The sequence below is a fragment of the Fuscovulum ytuae genome (assembly GCF_029953595.1).
Taxonomy (GTDB): domain Bacteria; phylum Pseudomonadota; class Alphaproteobacteria; order Rhodobacterales; family Rhodobacteraceae; genus Paragemmobacter; species Paragemmobacter ytuae.
Window position 1 is genome coordinate 2687776 of sequence record NZ_CP124535.1, and the last position, 21669, is coordinate 2709444.

A 21669-nucleotide genomic window follows, 5' to 3' on the forward strand; every position below is an offset into this window, starting at 1 on the left:
TTCGGTGGCCAACATTCCCTTCAGGAGATATGATAGATGGGCGCTGCGACCGTCGCCGTCACCGATGCCACTTTTGATGCCGAGGTCCGCAAATCGGACATTCCGGTGGTAGTGGATTTCTGGGCCGAATGGTGTGGCCCTTGCCGCATGATTGGTCCTGCACTTGAAGAACTGGCCACCGAATATGCGGGAAAGGTCAAGATCGTTAAGGTGAATGTGGACGAGAACCCAGACAGCCCAGCGCAATTGGGTGTGCGCGGGATCCCGGCATTGTTCCTGTTCAAGAATGGTCAGGTCGTTTCGAACAAGGTGGGCGCGGCACCGAAGGCTGCGCTTGCGACCTGGATTCAGTCGGCGATCTAAGATCGGGCTTTGCGAAATTGGTAGGGCGGTCCGTAGCGGCCGCCCTTTTCCTTTTTCCACTGTCGTGCCCATATGCGGAAAAGATAGGAGGCCCCTATGTCCGACGACAAATTCCCCGGCTGGCACGGGACGACAATCTTGGCCGTCCGAAAGGGTGGCGAAGTCGTGGTGGCTGGTGATGGTCAGGTCAGCCTTGGGCAAACCGTGATCAAAGGCACAGCGCGCAAGGTGCGGCGTCTGTCACCCGGCGGTCGGGATGTGGTCTGCGGCTTTGCTGGTTCAACAGCGGACGCCTTTACCCTGTTGGAGCGGCTTGAAAAAAAGCTAGAGGCCGCGCCTGGGCAATTGGCGCGGGCTTGCGTCGACCTCGCCAAGGATTGGCGGATGGACAAGTATCTGCGGAACCTAGAGGCCATGCTGATTGTGACCGACGGGCGCGACCTATTTGTCATCACCGGTGCGGGTGATGTTCTGGAGCCTGAGCACAATGTGGCGGCCATCGGTTCAGGGGGGAATTTCGCATTGGCGGCGGCGCGCGGGCTGATGGAAACTGACTTTCTTGCGGAACAGGTGGCGCGTAAAGCAATGGCGATTGCAGCGGATATCTGCGTTTACACCAATGGCAATCTTACTGTGGAAACCATCAAGGGGTGATTTCACCATGACCAATCTGACCCCGCGCGAGATCGTTTCCGAACTTGACCGTTTCATCATCGGCCAGCGCGATGCCAAGCGCGCCGTCGCCGTCGCGCTTCGTAATCGTTGGCGGCGAAAGCAATTGGGCGATGATCTGCGGGACGAGGTTTACCCTAAAAACATTCTGATGATCGGACCAACCGGGGTTGGCAAAACAGAGATCAGCCGAAGGCTTGCCAAATTGGCAAAGGCCCCGTTTCTGAAGGTAGAGGCGACGAAGTTTACGGAAGTTGGCTATGTCGGTCGCGACGTGGACAGCATCATTCGTGATCTGGTCGATGCCGCGATGATCGAAACGCGGCAACGGATGCGGGATGAGGTGAAGGCCCGCGCCCACAAAGCGGCTGAAGAACGGGTGATTGAAGCGCTGGCCGGAAAAGACGCGCGCGAGCAGACGAGAGAAATGTTCCGCCAAAAACTAAAGCGTGGCGAGCTGGATCAGACGGTGATCGAACTGGATGTGCAGGACAATGCTACCCCCTTTGCCATGATGCCCGGCGGCAATGGGATGGACATGCAGATGCAGGGCCTGCAGGACCTTTTCAAAGCCTTTGGCGGACGAACTACGCGCAAGAAGATGACGGTAGCAGAAAGCTATGACGTCCTGATCGGACAAGAGGCTGACAAGCTTTTGGATGATGAGGCTGTAAAGGCTGCTGCGCTTGATGGCGTGCAGGAAAATGGAATCGTCTTCTTGGATGAGATCGACAAGATCTGTGCTCGGTCGGATGCGCGGGGTGCCGATGTCAGCCGAGAAGGCGTGCAGCGCGATCTGCTGCCACTGATCGAAGGGACAACGGTTTCAACGAAATATGGGCCGGTCAAGACGGACCATATCCTGTTCATTGCATCGGGTGCCTTCCATATCGCAAAACCTTCTGATCTGCTGCCCGAATTACAGGGGCGTCTTCCGATCCGGGTGGAGTTGCAACCACTGACGGAAGAGGATTTCGTTCGTATCCTGACAGAGACGGATAACGCCCTTACGCGGCAATATTCGGCCCTAATGGCGACGGAAGACGTTTCGGTCGCGTTTACCACGGATGGCATTTCCGCGTTGGCGCGGATGGCGGCTGATGTCAATCGGAGCGTTGAGAACATAGGGGCGCGGCGGCTTTATACGATCATGGAGCGCGTGTTCGAAGAGCTGTCATTCTCGGCGCCTGATAGATCGGGAGAAGTGGTCACAGTCGATGCAGGCTTTGTGGAAGCAAATGTTGGGCAGTTGGCGCGATCGGCGGATATTTCTCGTTACGTACTGTAAGGTCGTGCGCGGGCTTGACCGTTCGACATCAAGGGCCGATCACTCTGTCCCTGTTGGTTGAGGAAGGCCTTTGCGCAACGTTGTCTTTTCAATCCTATTTCTAATGCTCGCTGCTTGCGCACCGCGTGGCGCTATGGTGATTGTTCCGCCTGAGGCAGCGGAAGGGCCAATCTCGACTGTCTTTGTCGGGACGACGCGGGCGATTGAAGAGTCAGGCGTTTTTGGAAGCGGCAGGTCCGAGGAGATGAGCTTCGCACGTTACGACGTAGCGATCCCACCGCAGCGAGAGGTGGGAGAGATCAAGTATCCCGCCCTGGGCCGCCCAAATGCGACGACAGATTTTCTGACAACGGTTCAGCGCATCTACAGCGCCGAAACCGACTTTCGTCATGATCTGCGCACAGCACTAGACCAGAACGGGCGCGAGGCGATCATCTTTGTACATGGGTTCAACAACACATTTACCGAAGGCCTGTATCGGATCGCGCAGTTGCGCCATGATCTAGAGGTGCCGGGTGTTGCATTGCATTATTCATGGCCTTCGGCGGCGGAACCTTTGGGTTATGTCTATGATCGGGACTCGGTCATGTTTGCCAGAACCGGCTTGGAGGTTCTGATCCGCGAGACCGTAGCGGCTGGGGCCACGCGTATCATTCTGGTTGCTCATTCGATGGGTAGTTTCCTTTCGATGGAGGCGCTGCGCGACATTGTGCGGCAGAACGGGCGGGTGATGCCGCAAATTCGCGGTGTGGTTCTGATTTCCCCCGACATCGACGTCGAGGTGTTCCGAATGCAGGCACGCGATATCGGTGCTTTGCCGCAACCTTTCCTTATCTTCGGTTCAGATCGGGATCGGGTTCTACGCCTATCCGCCATGATTACGGGCCAACAGGGACGTCTTGGGTCGCTGGACAATGTTGAACAGATTTCGGACCTTCAGGTGACATATCTTGACGTCGGGGCCTTTGCAAAAGGCGCAGGCCATTTCGTTCCCGGAACCTCACCTGCACTGATTAGACTTTTGGGCCGTATTGGGGATGTCGATCAAGCCTTCGGAAATGATGCTGCAGGGAGGGCCGGCTTGTTGCCAGGGGTGCTTTTGACTGCGCGAAGTGCGACGCGCATTATCTTGACCCCTGTGGCGGAAATCACCGGCGATGTCCTGAACTGATCTTGATCAGCGCTTGCGGAGATAGACGTAATAGGCACCCGATCCACCATGCCTAAGATGCGCCTCGCTGATCTGAAGAACAGCTGCGGACAGGGGGGGCATGCGCAGCCATTGCGGGACCTGATGGCGAAGGGCCCCCATGCGCTGTGGAATGGGCCCGGTATCTTCGCCACGCTTACCTTTGCCAGTGATGACCAGCACAAGGCGTAGTCCGACCGTCTGGGCGTTCAATACGAAGCGGATGAGTTCGGGATGGGCTTCGGCAAGGGTCATGCCGTGCAGGTCGATGCGGGCCTCGGGCATCACCTTGCCACGCACCATCCGACCATGCAGCTTTGCATCCATCTGAAGTGGGGCTGTGCGGAGCGCTTCGCCCAAGGGCGGCGCGATATCATGCCCCGATGTTGCTTTGGCCTTCTGGCCAAGCCTGAACGGCTCTAACCAGCTTTTCGGAATTTCCAAGTCGCGGGGCTTTGTTTCTGAAGCTATTATGGGCGTAGGCCCAGCAGCGTCTATTCCACGATGAAGACCTTTTGCCTTCGGGTGCAATGGACGCGCACTTCGCGCCACAGCCTGCCAAAGTTCCTCTTCCTCTGGGCGTAGGGATCGGCGGCGGGCCATTACATGCCATCCGGCAACATTGCATAAGCACGGTCGATTGGCAGAAGGACAACCATCCTTCCGCCATCCTTGATCGTTCCGGCAGACTCGCCGGCCACGCGGCCGGTTCCATAGAAAATGTCTGCCCTTTGCGGCCCCTTGATCGCACCGCCGGTGTCCTGCGCAATCATCAAGCTGCGGATTGGGTTCGCCCCCGCCTTTTCAATCCAAACCGGCGCACCAAGTGGTGTAAATGCCGGATCGATAGCAACCGATCGTAGCGCGGTAATCGAGCGGCCCATTGCCCCGATGGGTCCGTTCTCAGGTGCTACGTCATCGATCGGGCGGAAAAAGACGTATGAGGGATTGATGTTCAATAATTCGCTACCCGACTGATTTCGCACATAAGATGCTATTTCCTGCGCGGAAACCTGATCCATACTATGCGTGCCGCGGCGTACCAACTCCTGCCCGACCGAGCGATAGGCATGACCATTGCGACCCGCATACCCAACCCGCATCACGCGCCCATCCGGCATTCTTATCCGACCGGATCCTTGGACTTGAAGGAAATAGACATCGACAGGATCATCCAGCCATGCCAGTTCAAGCCCGCGACCTCGTAGAATGCCCGCTTCGATCGCGGCGCGGCTGTGAAAAACCTGACCATCCCGCAATTCTGGCGGACGGCGATAGATCGGCCATGCAAAGCGCGGCGTGCGAACCGGTGATCCTTCGAGTTCGGGTTCAAAATAGCCGGTGAAAAGCGCGGGTGGTTTCCCGATGACGACTGGACGAAAAAACAACTCGAAAAACTGGCGAGCCGCCGCAGCCGTTGATCCTGCATCGCCGGCAAGGTTGCAAATTGGAATCCAATCGGGATCTGCCATCAGGTCGCAAGTGGCCCTGAAGGACTCGAGTGCCTCAACGTGATTATCCTGATCCCATCCTTCAAGATCGGAAAAGCGCAGGATTTCGGCAGATGCTTGGCTGGTCGTCATGGCGACCAGCATAATAGCCGCTAAAAGGCGAGCGCGCATCAATCTCCGGTGGCGACAAGATGCCAGTTCGGATCGCTGGACCCCATCTTGCGGGCAAAGGTCCAGATATCGCGCTGACGCTTGATCTCAGTCGGGCTGCCTTCGACAATCTCACCCGAAGCGTTTTTCACCACAGAGGTGAGTTCACCAACGAAACGCACAGTAACCTCTGCCTCGCGAGAGGTTCGGTCGAATGTGGCGTCATGCAAAGCAAGTTCGCGGAGGCCTACAAAATTTGCCTCGACATGAAGCCCTTGCTCTTCGCGATGACGGATCGCTTCGTCAAAGGTGTCGGCTACTTCGGGAGAAAGGAAGGCGCGAACCTTATCGACCTCACCTTTTTCGTAGGCCATAAGTATCATCTCATAGGCGCCACGCGCACCCGAAAGGAACGATGAAACGCTGAACCCCGGTTCGGCCATTTTCATCCCGGCAAGTGCTTTTGCCGCATCTGATCCATCAGCCACATGGTCAGTAATATCACGATCCGGACCGCCTTCGATGACTTCAAAATCGCGGCGGGGCTTTGCGGCGGTCCGCACTTCTTCAAGCGGGATAGGCGGCTTTTCAAAGCCTTCCCGCGTTCCCAAAACGGAACGCAGCTTCAGGATCAGGAAAATGGCGATCCCGGCCAGAACCAGTAACTGGATCAGGGAAGAACTCATTGGAACCTCTGGATGCGATGCCACACTGCGGCAGGGCTTGGGGTTGGTATAAGGTGTATCAGGCCCTTATGTAGGGGTCATGGTGGCGCGTGTCCATGCCGCCTACCAATGAAAGCCTTCTGAAATGGTCAAGAGGATCATCAAATGCCTGCCATCGTCGTTCTTTTGATGTGGCCACTGATCGAGATTGCGCTTTTTGTCGTGGTCGGCGGGGCAATCGGTCTGTGGTGGACGCTCTTGATCGTCGTCGGAACGGGAATTGGTGGCGTCGTGCTTTTGCGGCGGCTGGGTCTGAGCAATGCTACACGTTTGCGGGGTGAAATGGCCCGTATGCGCGACCCGGTAGGGGCTGTTGGCGACGGGATCCTAAAGGCGTTGGCCGCGCTTTTGCTGATCCTTCCTGGTTTTTTGACAGATGCGCTTGGCCTTCTGCTTCTGTTTTCCCCCGTTCGTTCGGCTTTGATCTCGGCGGCGAGCAGGAAAATGGCCGTCGTGTCGATGCAATCCGACCAACCCGCACGCCGCAGTGACGGGATCGTCATCGATGGGGAATTCGTTGAGGTTGAAGCCGACGGGCCTAAATCCCCGATGCCGAAGGATCGCCCCTCAGGTTGGACAAGGCATTGAGGCGCATGCCCCTTCCTGATAGGAACGCCACGACCGCAGTTCGACAGGGAGGGTCAGGAATGGCCGAAGAGACCGAGTCCGGCGAAACCGTTGCAGGCCAAGGCCAGCCGCAGATCCGCATGCAGGTGCTGGCACAGTTTATCCGTGACATGTCATTCGAAAACATGGTCGCCAAGAAGGGCGTGTCATCCGGTGATGTGCAGCCGGATATCCAGATCGCCGTGAGCCTTGATGCGCGGAAGCGGCCAGTCGATCACCAATATGACGTGATCTCGAAATACCGTTGTACGTCAAAGAACAAGACGAATGGTGAAACGCTGTTCCTTCTGGAAATCGAATATGGCGCGATTTTTCATGTCGAAGGCGTCCCTGACGAACAGCTTCATCCGTTTCTCCTGATCGAATGTCCGCGCCTTGTGTTCCCCTTTGTGCGGCGGATCATTTCGGACGTGACGCGTGACGGCGGATTCCCGGCATTGAATATCGATACGGTTGATTTCGTGACCCTGTATCGCCAAGAACTGGCCCGGCGTTCGCAGGCCGCGCAGGCGCAGACCGCTGTCAACTAAGTTCGTTTGGAAGATAAGGCGCGCAGTATTATGCGCGCCTTTTCCATATCGCATTGTCCCCCAATTTTTCGACGAAAGCTTCATGCGCATTCGCCTCTGATGGGTGCAGTCTTGAGGCAAGCGGTGCCGGGCGCGGGCGCGGGCGCCAAGTTTCGGCAGCCGTCGAAACCTTGGCAGTCGGGGTAGAGGTTTCGTTCCCCGCCGCAAGAACGAAGTCCGGCTGACGGCCGCCGATCAGTTCCAGATAAACTTCGGCGAGGATTTCACTGTCGAGCAATGCGCCATGCTTTTCACGCGCAGAATTGTCGACACCAAAACGACGGCATAGCGCGTCGAGAGAGGCAGGCGCGCCTGGAAATTTCCGCCTTGCAACCGCAACGGTATCCAAAGCCCGGCTCATGGGTAAGGGGTTTAACCCAGCAGCCTGCAGTTCCGCATTGATGAACTTCATGTCGAATGACGCGTTATGAATCACCAGCGTTGCGTCGCCGATGAAGTCCAAGAACGCCGGAGCGATGGCCTTGAACACAGGTTTGTCACGGAGAAAGTCATCGCCAAGGCCATGCACATCAAAAGCTTCCTTCGGCATGCTGCGCTGAGGGTTGATGTATTGATGATATGTGCGTCCTGTCGGGAGGTGGTTGAACAGCTCTACCGCGCCGATTTCGACGATGCGGTGTCCTTCGCCCGGCTCAAGACCCGTGGTTTCGGTATCCATGACGATTTCACGCATCGCGTTCTTCCCGGATAAAAGCAATAAGCGCGCGAACACAGGCGCGCGCAGCGTCTAGGTTTAGAGTCTCGATTATATGGGTGGCCCGAGATCTTTTCTCAGCGTCAGGCATCTGCCGCGCAAGGATTGCGGAAAACTGTTCCTCTGTCATTCCGGGCCGCGAAAGAACCCTGCGGCGCTGCAGGCATAGTGGTGCCGTAACGAGGACCGTTGCATCCATTTCGGACTCGGTTCCCTTTTCGAACAGAAGCGGAATGTCAAAAACGACGATGTCGGAGGTTGCGGTTGTTAGGAAGGTGGCGCGATCTTTGGCAACGAGAGGGTGAACTATGCTTTCAAGACGCTTCAAGGCAGATGGGTCAGATGCAATCCACAACTTGAGCGCGGATCGATCGATCGATCCATCAACCAGCGCGGCAGGGCAGATCGCAGACACGGGTTCAACAGCCCTGCCACCCGTTGCGTAAAGACTATGGACGGATGCATCTGCATCCCAAACCGGGATGCCTTCATCCGCGAATAGAGCGGCTGTTGTGGACTTTCCCATACCAATCGACCCAGTCAGGCCAAGACGGAATGCGTTCATGCCGATAGGACCGCTACTCTTGTGGCGTCATCCACGTCGGGGCGTTGCCCAAACCATCTTTCAAAGCCTGGCGCCGCCTGATGTAATAGCATGCCAAGACCATCGACGACCGTGGCACCCCGTTCCTCTGCCTCGATCAGGAATTGCGTCTTTAACGGAGTATAGACGAGGTCAGTAACCAAAGCATGTGGTGACAACGATCCGAGTGGAAGGACGAGATCGGGCTTTCCCGTCATTCCAAGAGAGGTCGTGTTCACGACGGTAGCAGAGCCATCGATCATGGTATCGGCTTGCACCCATTCGTGGACATGGACCTTCGCCCCGAAGTCTGATCGCAGTGCATCGGCCCGGGCGCGAGTCCGGTTTGCAAGACGGATTTCAGGAACGCCAACTTCGATCAGAGCGGCGATCACTGCGCGAGCTGCGCCACCAGCACCGAAAACTGCCGCTGGTCCGGCCGACGGCACCCAATGAGGGGCAGACTGGCGAAGGTTAGCGATAAAGCCTGCGCCATCGGTATTGTCGGCTTGAATCTTTCCATCTTTCCGGAAGATCAGCGTATTTGCAGCACCGATCAGCGCGGCGCGGTCCGTGATGACATCAGCGATATTGAGGATCGCCTCTTTATGGGGAATCGTCACATTTGCACCGACGAAGCCCATTTTCGGCATCATCCGAAGCACATCCTGCAAATCCACCTGTGCGACATCCATGGGTATGTAGAAGCCCTTGATGCCATACCGCTTAAGCCAGTAGCCATGCAGAGCCGGAGATCGGCTGTGCGCGATTGGCGAACCAATAACAGCGGCCAGAGGGATGCGCGGATGTTCGGTCATTCGGGAATGAAACCCCTCTGCGAAAGATAGTTCAAGAGGGGCAAGAGGGGCAGTCCCAAGACAGTGAAGTGATTTCCATCCACCTTTGCGAAAAGGCGGGCACCTTCTCGTTCGAGTTGATACGCCCCCACGCTATGGCGGACATCGCCAAAGTTACGCGACAGATAATCGTCTAGATAGGCGTCCGAGAACGCGCGCATCGTTAGCTTGGCCTCTTCCACATGTCGCCAGATGGGCTTTGCTTCATGATATAGCACGACGGCTGAAATCAGACCGTGGGTTCGCCCTCGAAGCATCTGTAACTGTGCCCGCGCTGCATCAGCCGTTTCCGGTTTTCCCCATACCTTGCCGTCAAGTTCCAGAACCTGATCAGCTCCGATCACAACCGCGTCCGGGAGACGTTCCGCTAGCTTTCTTGCCTTCATTTCCGCAAGCGTGTCGGCGATATCCCTTGGTTTCGCCGCATCCGCCTCTAATGAACGGCGGACGGAGTCTTCATCCACGCGGGCAGCAATACATTCGACAGGAACACCTGCATTTTCCAGCATTTGCCGCCGAATAGAAGACGCTGATGCAAGGATAATCTTCTGCATGGGGAAATCCTGTGGAAACTCTCTTTATGTTCTTGCTGCCACCTTGTGGCCTGTTCTTAGCAGGTGCCGGAGAACCCTATCGGTCAGGGGATATTTCTTCGACCCCAAGAAACTTGTCCACTTGTGGGTGCAGACTTTCCTTCCTTCTGGACAATGTCCCCTTGGGACATTCGAAGCCGCTGTGCTGTGGGTATCTTGAAGGAATCATTTACCGTATCACTTTGAATATATTATATTTTTTTCCTTGATCGACTCTGGAAGCACTTTTCTCCAGAAATATCCACAGGCATTGTGCTGTGGATGAAACACAGGATGAACAGGGAAATTCTAGTTTCCACAACCTCAACATCATCATCATTCTCTTTTCTAATCTTATTGTTAAGAAGAGGTAGAGGACTCAGAAGGCGGGTGGGATGAGCGATTTTCTAGCGGATTGGTATCTTTGGACAAAGGCGTTTCACGTTGTCTCTGTCATCTCATGGATGGCTGGGCTGTTCTATCTGCCAAGATTGTTCGTTTATCATGTAGAGGTGGTTCAGGCTTCGACACCAACGGATACGTTGTTTCAGACAATGGAGCGCCGACTTCTACGTGCCATCATGAACCCGGCAATGGTGGCGACTTGGGTCTTTGGACTCGCATTGGTGCTTACGCCTGGGATTGTTGTCTGGAGTGAGGTTTGGCCTTGGACAAAGGCGGCCGCTGTTCTTGGGATGACTTGGTTTCATCACTGGCTTGGCTTGCGCCGAAAAGACTTCATGCGGGGCGACAATATGCTGACCGGGCGCCAATACCGCATCATGAATGAAGTTCCGACGATCCTTCTGCTGATCATCGTTTTTTCGGTGATTGTTAAGTTTTGAACTCCTCAGTTGTGGACGTTGACTTTTGGGACTGTCGTCCGTATGTCGCGGATTGCGGGGCCGTCCGGCCCAACGCGTCTTCCGCATGACATAACGACACCGGTGCGCCTTTGGCGTGCTCCTTATGGACCTTTTTCCACATGAGCACTGAACGTTTGAATCTTTCCGACCTTAAGGCCAAGACACCTGCTGATCTATTGGCCATGGCCGAAGAGTGGGAGATCGAGAACGCGCCTTCCATGCGGAAGGGTGAAATGATGTTCCAGATTTTGAAGGAGCATGCGGAAGAAGGTTTCGAGATCGGCGGCGACGGCGTTCTTGAGGTTTTGCAGGACGGTTTCGGGTTCCTTCGCAGCCCAGAGGCAAATTATCTGCCTGGTCCGGATGACATCTATGTAAGCCCGGACATGATCCGCCAGTTCTCCCTGAGAACCGGAGATTCGATCGAAGGTGTCATTCAGGCGCCGCGGGAAAATGAGCGGTATTTCAGTCTGGTCAAGGCAACGAAGATCAACTTTGATGATCCGGAAAAGGCCCGGCACAAGGTTCACTTCGACAACCTGACGCCTCTCTACCCTGATGAGCGGTTGAAGATGGAAATCGAAGACCCGACCATCAAGGATCGTTCGGCCCGGATCATTGATCTTGTCTGCCCGATTGGTAAGGGGCAGCGCGCATTGATCGTGGCGCCGCCGAGAACGGGGAAGACCGTCCTACTACAGAACATCGCGCATTCCATCGAGAAGAACCATCCTGAGTGCTATCTGATCGTTCTTTTGATCGACGAACGACCGGAAGAAGTTACCGACATGCAGCGATCGGTTAAGGGTGAGGTTGTTTCATCGACCTTTGACGAACCGGCAACTCGTCACGTTGCCGTGGCGGAGATGGTGATCGAGAAAGCGAAGCGTCTCGTTGAACATAAGCGGGATGTTGTGATCCTTCTTGATTCCATCACGAGACTTGGTCGGGCGTTCAACACGGTCGTGCCATCGTCTGGCAAAGTGCTTACTGGTGGTGTCGATGCAAACGCCTTGCAGCGTCCTAAGCGCTTCTTTGGTGCGGCACGGAACATTGAAGAGGGTGGATCTCTGACGATCATCGCTACAGCCTTGATTGATACAGGTAGCCGCATGGACGAAGTGATCTTTGAAGAGTTCAAAGGAACAGGTAACAGCGAGATTGTTCTGGATCGCAAAGTTGCCGATAAGAGGGTGTTCCCGGCGATTGATATTTTGAAGTCTGGAACGCGGAAGGAGGATCTTCTTGTCGATAAGGTTGATCTTCAGAAGACCTACGTTTTGCGCCGAATCTTGAATCCCATGGGAACAACTGACGCGATTGAGTTCCTTCTGTCCAAGCTGAAGCAGACAAAGACGAATTCAGAGTTCTTCGATTCGATGAACACATAAGTGTTTTGAATCAAAGGATTAACGAGAATGGACACAATCTATGCCTTAGCCAGCGCGCGTGGCAAGGCCGGTGTGGCGGTGTTGCGGGTTTCAGGCCCAAAAGCCTTTGATGCCGTCATATCTTTGACAGGCTCCTGTCCGAAGCCCCGAACTGCATCACTCCGCAAGCTGGTCTGGCGGGGAGAGGTTCTTGATGAGGCTCTGATACTAGTATTTCCGGAGGGGGAAAGCTTCACTGGCGAAGCTGTGGCTGAGTTCCATTTGCATGGGTCGTTGGCTGTCGTTGAAGCAGTGACTCGGGTTCTTAGCAAAATTCCCGGTCTGCGCCTTGCTGAGGCGGGAGAGTTCACGCGGCGCGCCCTCGAAAATGGCCGACTCGACCTTACGCAGGTCGAGGGGTTGGCCGACTTGATTGATGCGGAGACCGAGGCGCAGAGACGGCAAGCGGTACGCATTCTATCGGGGGTTATCGGGAGACGTGCCGAACAGTGGCGTTCGCGATTGATACGAGCTGCTGCGTTGATAGAGGCAACGATTGATTTTGCAGATGAAGATGTACCCATGGACGTGGGGCCAGAGGTGGTTTCATTGATTCAAAGCGTACTTTCGGATCTTCGCGCCGAAGTGAGGGGTAGCCGTGCAGCAGAGAGGATCAGGGATGGTTTCGAGGTTGCCATCGTGGGTGCACCGAATGCAGGGAAGTCCACTCTTCTTAACGCGTTGGCGGGACGAGAGGCCGCGATCACATCAGAAATAGCTGGAACGACCAGGGACGTGATTGAAGTTCGAATGAACGTCGAAGGTCTGGCTGTGACTCTCTTAGATACCGCTGGATTACGTGAAACGGATGATATTGTCGAACGGAAGGGCGTTGATCTGGCACTGCGTCGGGCGCGGGATGCGGATTTACGAATTTTCCTTTTGAGTAACGAGGCAATCACAGAACTGGCGCCCGCAACGGGCGATATAGTGGTCCGTGGCAAGGCAGATCTCGGTGGTGAAGGTGTTTCAGGACTTTCTGGAAAAGGTATCGATGAGCTGATCGGCAACATTGCAGATCGGCTTAGGAATATGACCGCTGGAGCCGGAATCGTTACGAGAGAAAGGCACCGAATTGCAATCGAGCGTGCGATCCGCGCTATGGAATCGGCACTGAATGAAGTAGAAAAAGGTCCGGATCGCGCAGAGATTGCAGCAGATGAGTTGCGGGTGTCCATCCGGGCTTTGGAATCGCTTCTTGGCCATATAGATGTCGAGTCGCTGCTGGATGAGATTTTTTCCAGCTTTTGCATCGGGAAGTGAGGGTGTTTCACGTGAAACAATTCGATGTGATCGTGATTGGCGGTGGTCATGCAGGAAGTGAGGCTGCAGCCGCAGCAGCGCGTATGGGTGCCAAAACGGCCCTCGTAACTCTGCGCCCAGAGCAGATAGGCGTTATGTCTTGCAACCCCGCGATTGGCGGATTGGGAAAAGGACATCTTGTTCGCGAGATTGATGCATTGGATGGCCTGATGGGGCGAGTAGCGGATTCCGCGGGGATCCAGTTTCGTCTTCTTAATCGGCGCAAAGGGCCCGCCGTACAGGGCCCACGAGCGCAAGCGGATCGAAAGCTGTATCGAGAAGCAATGCAGCAAGCACTGTCGGTGCAAAATGGTCTGACCATAATTGGGGCAGAGGTCATTGACCTTAATCTACAGTCCGGCAGGGTGGCTGGCGTAATCCTGAAGGATGGTACATCTTTGTTCGCGCGGGCTGTTGTATTGACGGCTGGAACCTTTCTCAACGGTGTGATCCACGTGGGGAGCGAACGTCGATCTGGGGGGCGGGTCGGGGACGAACCGTCTATCCCGCTTGCCGGTCGTTTGCGTGACCTTCTGCCTTCTGGTGGGCGATTGAAAACAGGCACACCGCCACGCCTAGACGGCCGATCGATTGACTGGTCGCGGCTTGAGCGGCAGGACGGAGACGAGGACCCAGTCCTGTTTTCGTTCATGAGTAGGCAACCGACAGCACGCCAAATCGCCTGTGGCATAACTCACACAAATGAGCAAACTCATGAAATCGTGCGGGAAAACCTGCAAAGGTCAGCGATGTACGGTGGGTACATAGAGGGTGTCGGGCCACGATATTGCCCGTCCATCGAAGACAAGGTGGTACGCTTTTCAGAAAAGTCCGCGCATCAGGTCTTTCTCGAGCCCGAGGGCTTGGACGATGATACGATTTATCCCAATGGGATCTCGACCTCGCTTCCGAGAGATGTACAAGAGGCCTATGTCCGAACGATCGCTGGCCTAGAAGACGTTCGGATTCTGCAGCCGGGCTATGCTATCGAATATGACTTCTTTGATCCGCGTGAATTGCGACAGAGCCTCGAGGTGAGACAGCTGCCCGGGCTGTTCTTTGCTGGGCAAATCAACGGCACCACTGGATATGAAGAGGCAGCTGCGCAGGGGCTTGTTGCAGGTCTTAATGCTGCACGGCTAGCAAAAGACGAAGACGTGATTTCGTTTAGTCGACGCGACAGCTACATCGGCGTGATGCTTGATGATCTCGTGACGCGAGGCGTGACCGAGCCGTATCGCATGTTTACATCTCGGGCAGAGTTTAGGCTTGCGCTAAGGGCCGACAATGCCGACCAGAGGCTCACGCCGCTGGGTATCGCAGTTGGCTGTGTCTCAGAGCCTCGGCAGCGTGCGTTTCAAGAGAAAATGATTTCGATATGCGAAGCAAGAAGGGCTCTCACAACAAAGCGATTGTCACCAAAAGAGCTTTTGTCCCACGGGCTGCGGTTAAGTCAGGACGGTGTTCGGCGTGATGGTTTCGAGCTTCTTTCGCTTGGCGAAGAGGCACGAACAGCAGTCGAAAGCCTTTTTCCTGCATTTTCTACCTACGGTCAGGACATACGGGACCAAGTCGCAACAGACGCGCTCTATGCGCAATATCTCCAACGACAAGAAGCCGACGCGAAATTGCTTCACGAAGAAGAGCAAACGATTATACCAAGGGACTTTGACTATGACCTACTTTCGGGCCTTTCCTATGAGTTGAAAACGAAACTAAAGCGACAACAACCCGAAAACCTTGCCCGCGCAAGCAAGATCGAGGGCATGACACCAGCGGCACTTACTTTGATCCTTGCGCATTTGCGGAAGGCTCAGAAAAACAAGGCAAGTTGATGGCGCGGGATTTGAGCCTTCTTGATGTTTCACGTGAAACAACTGAGAAGCTGAAGTCGCTGGAAGAGTTGCTTATCAAGTGGAATCCCGCGATCAACTTGGTTTCCAAGTCGACAATAGGCGCAATCTGGAACCGTCATATCGTCGATTCTGCCCAGATCTATGCTTTGGCGCCACACCATGGACATTGGGTCGATCTAGGCAGTGGGGGAGGTTTTCCAGGACTTGTCATCGCCTGCATGTCTAGTGCAGGGGGTGATAGCTTAAGAATAACCCTCGTAGAGTCCGATCAACGAAAAGCGACGTTCTTGCGTATGGCCTCCAGCCTCCTTGAGTTAAATGCAACGGTCATTTCCGAGAGAATTGAACGTGTACCACCATTATGTGCTGATATTCTCTCTGCACGTGCGCTGGCCGCGCTTCCGATATTGCTTGGCTTCGCAGATCGACATCTAGCGTCGAACGGCCTCTGTTTGTTCCCGAAGGGCGCCAGCTGGCGACAAGAGGTTGAAGCCGCTCGTAAAGACTGGCATTTCGAAGTTGAAAACCACACAAGCATCACCGACGACGATGGTGCAATTCTAGCTGTGAAGGCCATCTCTCATGTCTGATCCCAGCCGCCCGAAACAACCGCGTATCATAGCTGTTGCCAATCAAAAGGGTGGCGTCGGAAAGACGACCACTGCCATCAACCTTGCCGCGGCATTGGCAGAGATCGGGGCGCGTGTTCTTCTGGTTGATCTGGACCCGCAGGGAAATGCCTCAACCGGTCTTGGTATCGAGCCAGCGAGTAGAAAATCAACGACCTATGATCTCTTGCTGGATGAAGCCCCACTAGAGGCTGTGATACAGAAAACAGCAATCGGCAACCTATTGATTTGCCCCGCTAATGCGGACCTTTCTTCGGCGGATATGGAACTGGTGGCAAACGAAAAGCGCAGTTTTCTTTTGCATGATGCGCTGCGTCAAACAGCGATGGACAGGTACCGCTTGGATTTCATCCTGATTGACTGCCCGCCGTCTCTCAGTCTGCTTACGATCAACGCAATGGTGGCATGCCACTCCGTCCTCGTGCCGCTTCAGTCGGAATTCTTCGCGCTTGAGGGTCTTTCGCAGTTAATGTTGACGGTTCGAGAGGTACGACAGACGGCAAATCCTGGCCTACGAATCGAAGGTGTAGTGTTAACGATGTATGATGGCCGCAATAGGTTGAGTCAGCAAGTTGAAACCGACGCACGCGAGAACCTTGGTGATCTTGTCTTCAAGACAATCATCCCGCGAAACGTCCGCGTATCTGAGGCACCGAGTTTCGCTCTCCCGGTCCTGTCCTACGATACCACTTCTAAAGGTTCGGAGGCCTATCGGTCTCTGGCGGCAGAGCTTGCCGCACGTCACCCCTTTGAGCCTGTTCAGGAGCCGGCATAATGGAAAAGAAAGTTGAACGCCGCGGCCTAGGCCGGGGCCTATCGGCCCTTATGGCGGATGTATCAGTGGATGCCGACCCGCAAATGGCCGATCGTCCCCGGCGTCCCGACCTTTTGGTTCCCGTTGAAAAGCTGGTTCCCAACCCAAACCAACCGCGTCGTGATTTCAGACCCGAAGCGCTACAGGAACTTGCAGCCTCCATCCGTGTCAAGGGCGTGATCCAACCGCTCATAGTTCGCTCACTCGATGATGGACGCTTTGAGATTGTCGCCGGTGAGCGTCGGTGGCGGGCGGCGCAATTGGCCCAACTTCACGAACTGCCCGTCATTGTTCGGGACTTCACGGACTCCGAAGTAATCGAAGTCGCAATAATTGAGAACATTCAACGGGCCGACCTGAATGCCATTGAAGAGGCGCTTGCCTTCCGACAATTGATGGATCGGTTTGGTCACACACAAGAAAAACTGGCGGAGGCCCTTTCCAAAAGCCGCAGCCATATTGCAAACCTCCTGCGGCTTTTATCACTTCCTGATGAGGTTCAGTCTCAAGTGCGGCAGGGTCTACTCACGGCCGGCCATGCGCGCGCACTTATAACCGCCCCTAATGCAGCAGAACTGGCGCGGCAGGTTATTGCCCGAAATTTGTCCGTCCGGGAAACTGAGCTCCTCGCAAAGGACCCGGCAAAAACGGGAAAGAGTAAAACAAGCGGGCCGCGCGGAAAATCTGATAAAGATGCCGACACACGAGCTCTAGAATCCGATTTGTCAGCAAATCTGAATATGAAAGTCACAATCGATCATGCAGGAATAGATGACGGCGGGACGCTTTCGATCCGCTATCGCAACCTAGATGATCTGGATCTTCTTTGCCGCGTCCTCTCTGTCATTCCTCGGGACGGATCCATATGAAAGTGGCAAAAACAGCGGAAACTTCGGTATCAGCGTCAGGATGATCCCGTCGACTTCGATGAACAATGAAACCGAACCACCCAGCAACTTCGGCAGTCGTGTTAACCAACAAGCTCACGCAGGATCGAATTCAAGACAGCGCGTCCTGCTGCACTTGCGATCAAACGCCCATCAAAAATGCTGATCAGGCCAAGTTCCATAAGTCGATCAATGCGGTCAGGGTTTAACTGTTCCCCTGCAAGCCGTTCATATCGGGAAATCTCTGTTCCCTCAGCAAGCCGCAAGGACATCAATAGATATTCCAAAGCCTGTTCTGAAAGCGAAATCTCTTCTCGTATGGTTCGTTCGGCCTCGTCTTTCTCTACCGCATTCACCCACAACCCCGGGGCCTTAGGCTCTACCGTCGCCCAGCGCCGACCGGACGATGTCAGACGACCATGCGCCCCAGGGCCGATGCCGATATAATCCCCCATTCTCCAATAAATCATATTATGACGACTTTCAGCGTCCGGCTTTGCGTGGTTTGAAATTTCATAGCCAGGCATGCCGTGTGCAGCGCAAACTTCCTGAGTCAGGGAATACATGTCCGCCTGAACCTCTTCATCTGGAAGGTCCTTCAAACCGCCACGTGAAAACCGGTCAGCAAATGCCGTACCGTCCTCAATGGTCAGTTGGTATAGCGACAAATGATCGACGGCCATGGAAAGAGCCTCTGTCAGTTCAGCCCTCCAATCGGCCAGCGTTTGCGATTGCCGGGCATAGATCAGATCAAAGCTGACCCTGTCGAACAGATTCCTTGCAATATCAAAGGCCTCCTTGGCCTCATCGGCCGAATGTAACCTTCCCAGTCGTCGCAGATCTGCATCGCGCAGCGATTGCACGCCCATGGAAACCCGGTTCACACCTGCTTCACGATAACCGGCAAACCGGCCAGCCTCTACGGACGTGGGATTGGCTTCCAAGGTGATCTCAGGGTTATTCACCATTGGCCAACTGGTCCGTACAGTGTCTAGAATATCTGCCACGACCTCCGGATCCATAAGCGACGGTGTCCCTCCACCGAAAAAAACGGTTTCAAGAACCCGGCCTTTTGTCTCGCTTGCCCATTGGCGAATGTTCTTAAGATAGGCATCTCGCCAGCGCCGCTGATCGATCGATGCAGCGACATGGCTGTTGAAATCGCAGTAGGGGCATTTCGACTGACAAAACGGCCAATGGATATAAAGACCAAATCCCCCGGCTTGCCAATCTTCCATAACTATCCCCTAAAGGCCGTAACCTCGATCTCTACCTTCATTTCAGGCTTGATCAGCCCTGCAATTACCATGGTTGCGGCAGGCCGAATGTCGCCAAGGGCTTCACCCAGCGCGGGTACGATCGCATCCACAAATGAGGCATCCGTGACCGTGTATTGAACCCTGACGACATCGTCCATGGTAAAGCCCGCTTGTTCCAACACCTGGCGGATCGTCCGGAAACAGTTGCGCGCCTGTGCCGCGGGATTTTCGGGGATTTCCATTGTCGCATAATCATAACCGGTGACACCAGAGACAAAGCACCAACCGCCCTTCACGACGGCCCGGCTGTATCCCATCGTCGCCTCGAACGGTGAGCCTGTCGAAATCCTTTTCATCCAAAACACCCCGCGACAAGTTTTCGGAAAGCATCAGCGCGGTGGCTGATGCGGTTTTTTTCCCACCGATCCATTTCGCCGAAAGTTATATTATAACCATCAGGTTGAAAAATCGGGTCATAGCCATGCCCTTGATTGCCCCGCATCGGCCAAACAACCTGACCGGGCATCACGCCTTCAAAGACTTCGTCGTGACGATCAGGCCAGGCCAGAACCAAGGTGCAACGAAACTGCGCTTTACGGGGATAAATGGCAGCAACGGCCTCCAATTCGTGCCAAACCCGCGTCATTGCTACAACGAAGTCTCGGCCATTTGCTGTTTCTGCCCAGTCGGCGGTATAGACCCCGGGTGCCCCACCAAGGGCATCAATGGTGATTCCGCTGTCGTCTGCCAAAGAGGGCAACCCGGTTGCCTGAGCAGCGGCATGTGCCTTTATGCGCGCATTACCAACAAAGTTGTTTTCGGTTTCAGCAGGCTCTGACAAGCCCAAAGAGGCCGCTCCGACCACATCGATAGAAAATGGCTCTAACAAGGCTGAAATTTCTTCCAGTTTCCCCTTGTTATGCGTAGCAACAACCAGCCTATTTTCGCTAAAGCGCCGCATCACAGACCCAGCGCTGCCTTCTGAGCCCCGACTAACGTGGCGCAACCCTGTTCTGCGAGATCAAGAAGATGGCCCATCTCATTGCGGGAAAAGGTCGCGCCTTCTGCACTCATCTGCACTTCGATCAGACGGCCCTTCCCAGTCAAAATGAAGTTTCCATCCGTTCCGGCCGTTGAATCCTCGGCATAATCCAGATCAAGAACCGGTTGGCCAGCATAAACTCCGCAGGAAACAGCGGCGACATGATCGATCATCGGATCGCTGACGATGGCACCAGCCTTCAGCAACTTGTCCACCGCCATCTTCAGCGCGACCCAGCCTCCGGTGATCGAAGCACAGCGCGTGCCGCCATCCGCCTGAATGACATCACAATCGATGACGATCTGACGTTCACCCAAGGCGCTGCGATCAACACCCGCACGCAAGGCGCGGCCGATCAGGCGCTGGATTTCTTGCGTACGGCCCGACTGCTTACCCGCAGCCGCCTCTCTCCGTGTCCGGCTATTGGTCGCACGGGGAAGCATTCCGTATTCCGCGGTCACCCAACCAAGCCCCGTGTTCTTCAGAAAAGGCGGGGCTTTGTCTTCAATCGTGGCCGAACACAGGACATGTGTTTCGCCCATCTTGATCAGACATGACCCTTCGGCATGTTTCATCACGCCGACTTCGATTGAAACATGGCGCATTTCGCTTAATTTTCGGCCAGAGGGGCGCATTGCATCATCCTTTTTGGGTTATAGCCAGATACGCAGGCGCCCCCCTGGTATGCAACCCCGATTGACGCCCCGTTGATGGCTCCGATAATGGCGGTGACAGAAGGGTTTCGGAACGATGACAGACGGTTCAAGACTCCTCTCCGAAATGAACGATCGGTCGCGCGAAGTATTTCGTCGCGTCGTGGAAGGCTACCTCGCCTCCGGTGACCCGGTAGGGTCACGCACGCTGACAAGGTCCATGTCGGAAAAGCTATCGGCGGCCACCATCCGCAACGTCATGCAAGATCTGGAGTTTCTGGGTCTTTTGGACAGCCCGCATATCTCTGCCGGGCGCGTGCCGACCCAGCTAGGCCTGCGGATGTTCGTCGATAGCTTGCTAGAGGTGGGCACCGTCGCGGATGAGGACCGCGAACGCATCGATGCGACGCTTGGTCAGAACGATCAGGATGTGACCTCGCTTCTTGACCACGTTGGGGCGGCCCTATCGGGAATAACGCGCGGTGCGTCGCTTGTTCTGGCACCGAAGGTTGAAGCGCCGATCCGCCATATCGAATTTGTCTCGTTGTCGCAGGATCGGGCGCTGGTGGTACTTGTTCTCGCGAATGGACATGTTGAGAACCGCATCTTCACCCCACCTCCGGGTCAGACCCCATCCTCCATGCGTGAGGCTGCAAATTTCCTGAACGCCCTCGCCGAGGGGAAAACCCTGACAGAACTGCGTCGCACTATGACAGCCGAAATCGCGAAGCGCCGTCAGGAAATCGATTCGCTGGCCCATGATCTTGTGGAGTCTGGCCTTGCTGTCTGGGAAAATCCTGGTGAGACGTCCGAAAGGCTGATCGTGCGTGGTCGCGCCAATCTTTTGGAAGAGGAATCCGTCGATCTGGAACGTATCCGTAGTCTTTTCGATGATCTGGAACGCAAGCGTGATATCGCCGATTTCCTTGAACTTGCGGAAACCGGGGAAGGTGTACGCATTTTTATCGGCTCTGAGAACAAGCTCTTCTCACTTTCCGGTTCAAGTCTCGTCGTTTCTCCCTATATGAACGCGGATCGGAAAATCATCGGTGCCGTCGGTGTGATTGGACCAACCCGGCTGAATTATGGTCGGATCGTGCCCATCGTCGATTACACGGCACAACTCGTCGGGCGGTTGGTGTCCGAACGGGGCAAGTGAAGAAGGCTGAA

At 55.1% G+C, this 21669-nt stretch carries 25 protein-coding genes; 14 read left to right on the forward strand and 11 right to left on the reverse strand.

What is annotated here, in order from left to right; genetic code table 11:
• Nucleotides 1–36: 36 nt before the first annotated feature.
• The 4 genes from trxA (at nt 37) to QF092_RS12935 (ending at nt 3494) form a co-directional block, all read left to right on the forward strand.
• On the forward strand, nt 37–363 hold the full coding sequence (gene trxA, locus QF092_RS12920) for a thioredoxin (RefSeq protein WP_281464304.1): 327 nt from the start codon (nt 37–39) through the stop codon (nt 361–363).
• A gap of 96 nt (nt 364–459) precedes the next feature.
• Nucleotides 460–1017, forward strand: coding sequence for an ATP-dependent protease subunit HslV (gene hslV / locus QF092_RS12925; RefSeq protein ID WP_281464305.1), 558 nt, complete (start codon nt 460–462; stop codon nt 1015–1017).
• A gap of 7 nt (nt 1018–1024) precedes the next feature.
• The gene (gene hslU, locus QF092_RS12930; protein ID WP_281464306.1) at nt 1025–2323 is read left to right on the forward strand and encodes an ATP-dependent protease ATPase subunit HslU; all 1299 of its coding nucleotides are present in this window, start codon (nt 1025–1027) and stop codon (nt 2321–2323) included.
• Nucleotides 2324–2393: 70 nt separating this feature from the next.
• Complete coding sequence (locus QF092_RS12935; protein WP_281464307.1) at nt 2394–3494, forward strand: alpha/beta hydrolase; 1101 nt, start codon at nt 2394–2396, stop codon at nt 3492–3494.
• Nucleotides 3495–3500: 6 nt separating this feature from the next.
• Here the strand turns inward: QF092_RS12935 and QF092_RS12940 are convergent, their stop codons facing one another.
• The 3 genes from QF092_RS12940 to QF092_RS12950 are packed head-to-tail and all read right to left on the reverse strand — an operon-like array spanning nt 3501 to nt 5799.
• Nucleotides 3501–4115 (reverse strand): Smr/MutS family protein, encoded by a 615-nt coding sequence (locus QF092_RS12940; RefSeq protein WP_281464308.1) that lies wholly within the window; start codon nt 4113–4115, stop codon nt 3501–3503.
• Nucleotides 4115–5134 carry a murein transglycosylase A gene (mltA, locus tag QF092_RS12945; protein WP_281464309.1) on the reverse strand — a complete coding sequence of 340 codons (1020 nt, stop codon included), beginning with the start codon at nt 5132–5134 and terminating at the stop codon, nt 4115–4117. Before mltA ends, QF092_RS12940 begins: the two co-directional genes overlap by 1 nt.
• On the reverse strand, nt 5134–5799 hold the full coding sequence (locus tag QF092_RS12950; protein WP_281464310.1) for a Tim44/TimA family putative adaptor protein: 666 nt from the start codon (nt 5797–5799) through the stop codon (nt 5134–5136). Before QF092_RS12950 ends, mltA begins: the two co-directional genes overlap by 1 nt.
• A 144-nt stretch (nt 5800–5943) precedes the next feature.
• Between QF092_RS12950 and QF092_RS12955 the strand changes: the two genes are divergently transcribed.
• Together QF092_RS12955 and secB are read left to right on the forward strand one after the other, a co-directional pair.
• A complete protein-coding gene (locus QF092_RS12955; RefSeq protein ID WP_281464311.1) occupies nt 5944–6426 on the forward strand; it encodes an FxsA family protein in 483 nt (160 codons plus the stop codon).
• Nucleotides 6427–6485: 59 nt separating this feature from the next.
• A complete protein-coding gene (gene secB, locus QF092_RS12960) occupies nt 6486–6995 on the forward strand; it encodes a protein-export chaperone SecB (RefSeq protein WP_281464312.1) in 510 nt (169 codons plus the stop codon).
• 28 nt (nt 6996–7023) lie between these two features.
• Here the strand turns inward: secB and dnaQ are convergent, their stop codons facing one another.
• Genes dnaQ through QF092_RS12980 form a run of 4 tightly spaced genes read right to left on the reverse strand, consistent with a single transcriptional unit; the run spans nt 7024 to nt 9743 of the window.
• Entirely contained in the window at nt 7024–7728 is a 705-nt protein-coding gene (dnaQ, locus tag QF092_RS12965; RefSeq protein ID WP_281464313.1) for a DNA polymerase III subunit epsilon, read from the reverse strand.
• Complete coding sequence (coaE, locus tag QF092_RS12970) at nt 7721–8314, reverse strand: dephospho-CoA kinase (RefSeq protein WP_281464314.1); 594 nt, start codon at nt 8312–8314, stop codon at nt 7721–7723. Before coaE ends, dnaQ begins: the two co-directional genes overlap by 8 nt.
• Nucleotides 8311–9150, reverse strand: a complete 840-nt coding sequence (locus tag QF092_RS12975; RefSeq protein WP_281464315.1) for a shikimate dehydrogenase — start codon at nt 9148–9150, stop codon at nt 8311–8313. Before QF092_RS12975 ends, coaE begins: the two co-directional genes overlap by 4 nt.
• Nucleotides 9147–9743: a Maf family protein gene (locus QF092_RS12980; protein WP_281464316.1), complete on the reverse strand. Its 597-nt coding sequence runs from the start codon at nt 9741–9743 to the stop codon at nt 9147–9149. The genes QF092_RS12975 and QF092_RS12980 overlap by 4 nt, the downstream gene beginning before the upstream one ends.
• A 413-nt stretch (nt 9744–10156) precedes the next feature.
• On the opposite strand from QF092_RS12980, the gene hemJ reads away from it, so the two are divergent.
• From hemJ to QF092_RS13015, 7 genes are all read left to right on the forward strand, one after another.
• On the forward strand, nt 10157–10606 hold the full coding sequence (gene hemJ / locus QF092_RS12985) for a protoporphyrinogen oxidase HemJ (protein ID WP_281464317.1): 450 nt from the start codon (nt 10157–10159) through the stop codon (nt 10604–10606).
• A gap of 140 nt (nt 10607–10746) precedes the next feature.
• Complete coding sequence (gene rho, locus QF092_RS12990) at nt 10747–12018, forward strand: transcription termination factor Rho (RefSeq protein WP_281464318.1); 1272 nt, start codon at nt 10747–10749, stop codon at nt 12016–12018.
• A gap of 27 nt (nt 12019–12045) precedes the next feature.
• Nucleotides 12046–13320, forward strand: coding sequence for a tRNA uridine-5-carboxymethylaminomethyl(34) synthesis GTPase MnmE (mnmE, locus tag QF092_RS12995; RefSeq protein ID WP_281464319.1), 1275 nt, complete (start codon nt 12046–12048; stop codon nt 13318–13320).
• An 11-nt stretch (nt 13321–13331) separates the two neighbouring features.
• Nucleotides 13332–15194 carry a tRNA uridine-5-carboxymethylaminomethyl(34) synthesis enzyme MnmG gene (gene mnmG, locus QF092_RS13000; protein WP_281464320.1) on the forward strand — a complete coding sequence of 621 codons (1863 nt, stop codon included), beginning with the start codon at nt 13332–13334 and terminating at the stop codon, nt 15192–15194.
• Entirely contained in the window at nt 15194–15805 is a 612-nt protein-coding gene (rsmG, locus tag QF092_RS13005; protein WP_281464321.1) for a 16S rRNA (guanine(527)-N(7))-methyltransferase RsmG, read from the forward strand. The genes mnmG and rsmG overlap by 1 nt, the downstream gene beginning before the upstream one ends.
• Nucleotides 15798–16619, forward strand: coding sequence for a ParA family protein (locus QF092_RS13010; RefSeq protein ID WP_281464322.1), 822 nt, complete (start codon nt 15798–15800; stop codon nt 16617–16619). The genes rsmG and QF092_RS13010 overlap by 8 nt, the downstream gene beginning before the upstream one ends.
• Nucleotides 16619–17527: a ParB/RepB/Spo0J family partition protein gene (locus QF092_RS13015; RefSeq protein WP_281464323.1), complete on the forward strand. Its 909-nt coding sequence runs from the start codon at nt 16619–16621 to the stop codon at nt 17525–17527. The genes QF092_RS13010 and QF092_RS13015 overlap by 1 nt, the downstream gene beginning before the upstream one ends.
• A 101-nt stretch (nt 17528–17628) precedes the next feature.
• On the opposite strand, the gene hemW is transcribed toward QF092_RS13015, so the two are convergent.
• From hemW to rph, 4 genes are read right to left on the reverse strand one after another with little or no spacing between them, the layout of a single operon-like run.
• Nucleotides 17629–18783: a radical SAM family heme chaperone HemW gene (hemW, locus tag QF092_RS13020; RefSeq protein ID WP_281464324.1), complete on the reverse strand. Its 1155-nt coding sequence runs from the start codon at nt 18781–18783 to the stop codon at nt 17629–17631.
• Between the two features lie 2 nt (nt 18784–18785).
• Nucleotides 18786–19160 carry a RidA family protein gene (locus QF092_RS13025; RefSeq protein ID WP_281464325.1) on the reverse strand — a complete coding sequence of 125 codons (375 nt, stop codon included), beginning with the start codon at nt 19158–19160 and terminating at the stop codon, nt 18786–18788.
• Nucleotides 19157–19768, reverse strand: a complete 612-nt coding sequence (rdgB, locus tag QF092_RS13030; protein WP_281464326.1) for an RdgB/HAM1 family non-canonical purine NTP pyrophosphatase — start codon at nt 19766–19768, stop codon at nt 19157–19159. Before rdgB ends, QF092_RS13025 begins: the two co-directional genes overlap by 4 nt.
• Nucleotides 19765–20481, reverse strand: coding sequence for a ribonuclease PH (rph, locus tag QF092_RS13035; RefSeq protein ID WP_281464327.1), 717 nt, complete (start codon nt 20479–20481; stop codon nt 19765–19767). The genes rdgB and rph overlap by 4 nt, the downstream gene beginning before the upstream one ends.
• 115 nt (nt 20482–20596) lie before the next feature.
• On the opposite strand from rph, the gene hrcA reads away from it, so the two are divergent.
• The gene (hrcA, locus tag QF092_RS13040) at nt 20597–21658 is read left to right on the forward strand and encodes a heat-inducible transcriptional repressor HrcA (RefSeq protein ID WP_281464328.1); all 1062 of its coding nucleotides are present in this window, start codon (nt 20597–20599) and stop codon (nt 21656–21658) included.
• Nucleotides 21659–21669 lie beyond the last annotated feature (11 nt).

What these genes read in the sequence shown, in the direction of transcription:
- QF092_RS13015 (WP_281464323.1), top strand. Translation starts at nt 16,619, where the DNA reads ATGGAAAAGAAAGTTGAACGCCGCGGCCTAGGCCGGGGCCTATCGGCC.
- QF092_RS13010 (WP_281464322.1), top strand. Translation starts at nt 15,798, where the DNA reads ATGTCTGATCCCAGCCGCCCGAAACAACCGCGTATCATAGCTGTTGCC.
- mltA (WP_281464309.1), bottom strand. Translation starts at nt 5,134, where the DNA reads ATGCGCGCTCGCCTTTTAGCGGCTATTATGCTGGTCGCCATGACGACC.
- QF092_RS12955 (WP_281464311.1), top strand. Translation starts at nt 5,944, where the DNA reads ATGCCTGCCATCGTCGTTCTTTTGATGTGGCCACTGATCGAGATTGCG.
- QF092_RS12975 (WP_281464315.1), bottom strand. Translation starts at nt 9,150, where the DNA reads ATGACCGAACATCCGCGCATCCCTCTGGCCGCTGTTATTGGTTCGCCA.
- rsmG (WP_281464321.1), top strand. Translation starts at nt 15,194, where the DNA reads ATGGCGCGGGATTTGAGCCTTCTTGATGTTTCACGTGAAACAACTGAG.
- coaE (WP_281464314.1), bottom strand. Translation starts at nt 8,314, where the DNA reads ATGAACGCATTCCGTCTTGGCCTGACTGGGTCGATTGGTATGGGAAAG.
- QF092_RS12940 (WP_281464308.1), bottom strand. Translation starts at nt 4,115, where the DNA reads ATGGCCCGCCGCCGATCCCTACGCCCAGAGGAAGAGGAACTTTGGCAG.
- secB (WP_281464312.1), top strand. Translation starts at nt 6,486, where the DNA reads ATGGCCGAAGAGACCGAGTCCGGCGAAACCGTTGCAGGCCAAGGCCAG.
- rho (WP_281464318.1), top strand. Translation starts at nt 10,747, where the DNA reads ATGAGCACTGAACGTTTGAATCTTTCCGACCTTAAGGCCAAGACACCT.
- hslU (WP_281464306.1), top strand. Translation starts at nt 1,025, where the DNA reads ATGACCAATCTGACCCCGCGCGAGATCGTTTCCGAACTTGACCGTTTC.
- trxA (WP_281464304.1), top strand. Translation starts at nt 37, where the DNA reads ATGGGCGCTGCGACCGTCGCCGTCACCGATGCCACTTTTGATGCCGAG.
- rph (WP_281464327.1), bottom strand. Translation starts at nt 20,481, where the DNA reads ATGCGCCCCTCTGGCCGAAAATTAAGCGAAATGCGCCATGTTTCAATC.
- QF092_RS12980 (WP_281464316.1), bottom strand. Translation starts at nt 9,743, where the DNA reads ATGCAGAAGATTATCCTTGCATCAGCGTCTTCTATTCGGCGGCAAATG.
- QF092_RS12950 (WP_281464310.1), bottom strand. Translation starts at nt 5,799, where the DNA reads ATGAGTTCTTCCCTGATCCAGTTACTGGTTCTGGCCGGGATCGCCATT.
- mnmE (WP_281464319.1), top strand. Translation starts at nt 12,046, where the DNA reads ATGGACACAATCTATGCCTTAGCCAGCGCGCGTGGCAAGGCCGGTGTG.
- dnaQ (WP_281464313.1), bottom strand. Translation starts at nt 7,728, where the DNA reads ATGCGTGAAATCGTCATGGATACCGAAACCACGGGTCTTGAGCCGGGC.
- hrcA (WP_281464328.1), top strand. Translation starts at nt 20,597, where the DNA reads ATGACAGACGGTTCAAGACTCCTCTCCGAAATGAACGATCGGTCGCGC.
- hslV (WP_281464305.1), top strand. Translation starts at nt 460, where the DNA reads ATGTCCGACGACAAATTCCCCGGCTGGCACGGGACGACAATCTTGGCC.
- hemJ (WP_281464317.1), top strand. Translation starts at nt 10,157, where the DNA reads ATGAGCGATTTTCTAGCGGATTGGTATCTTTGGACAAAGGCGTTTCAC.
- hemW (WP_281464324.1), bottom strand. Translation starts at nt 18,783, where the DNA reads ATGGAAGATTGGCAAGCCGGGGGATTTGGTCTTTATATCCATTGGCCG.
- QF092_RS13025 (WP_281464325.1), bottom strand. Translation starts at nt 19,160, where the DNA reads ATGAAAAGGATTTCGACAGGCTCACCGTTCGAGGCGACGATGGGATAC.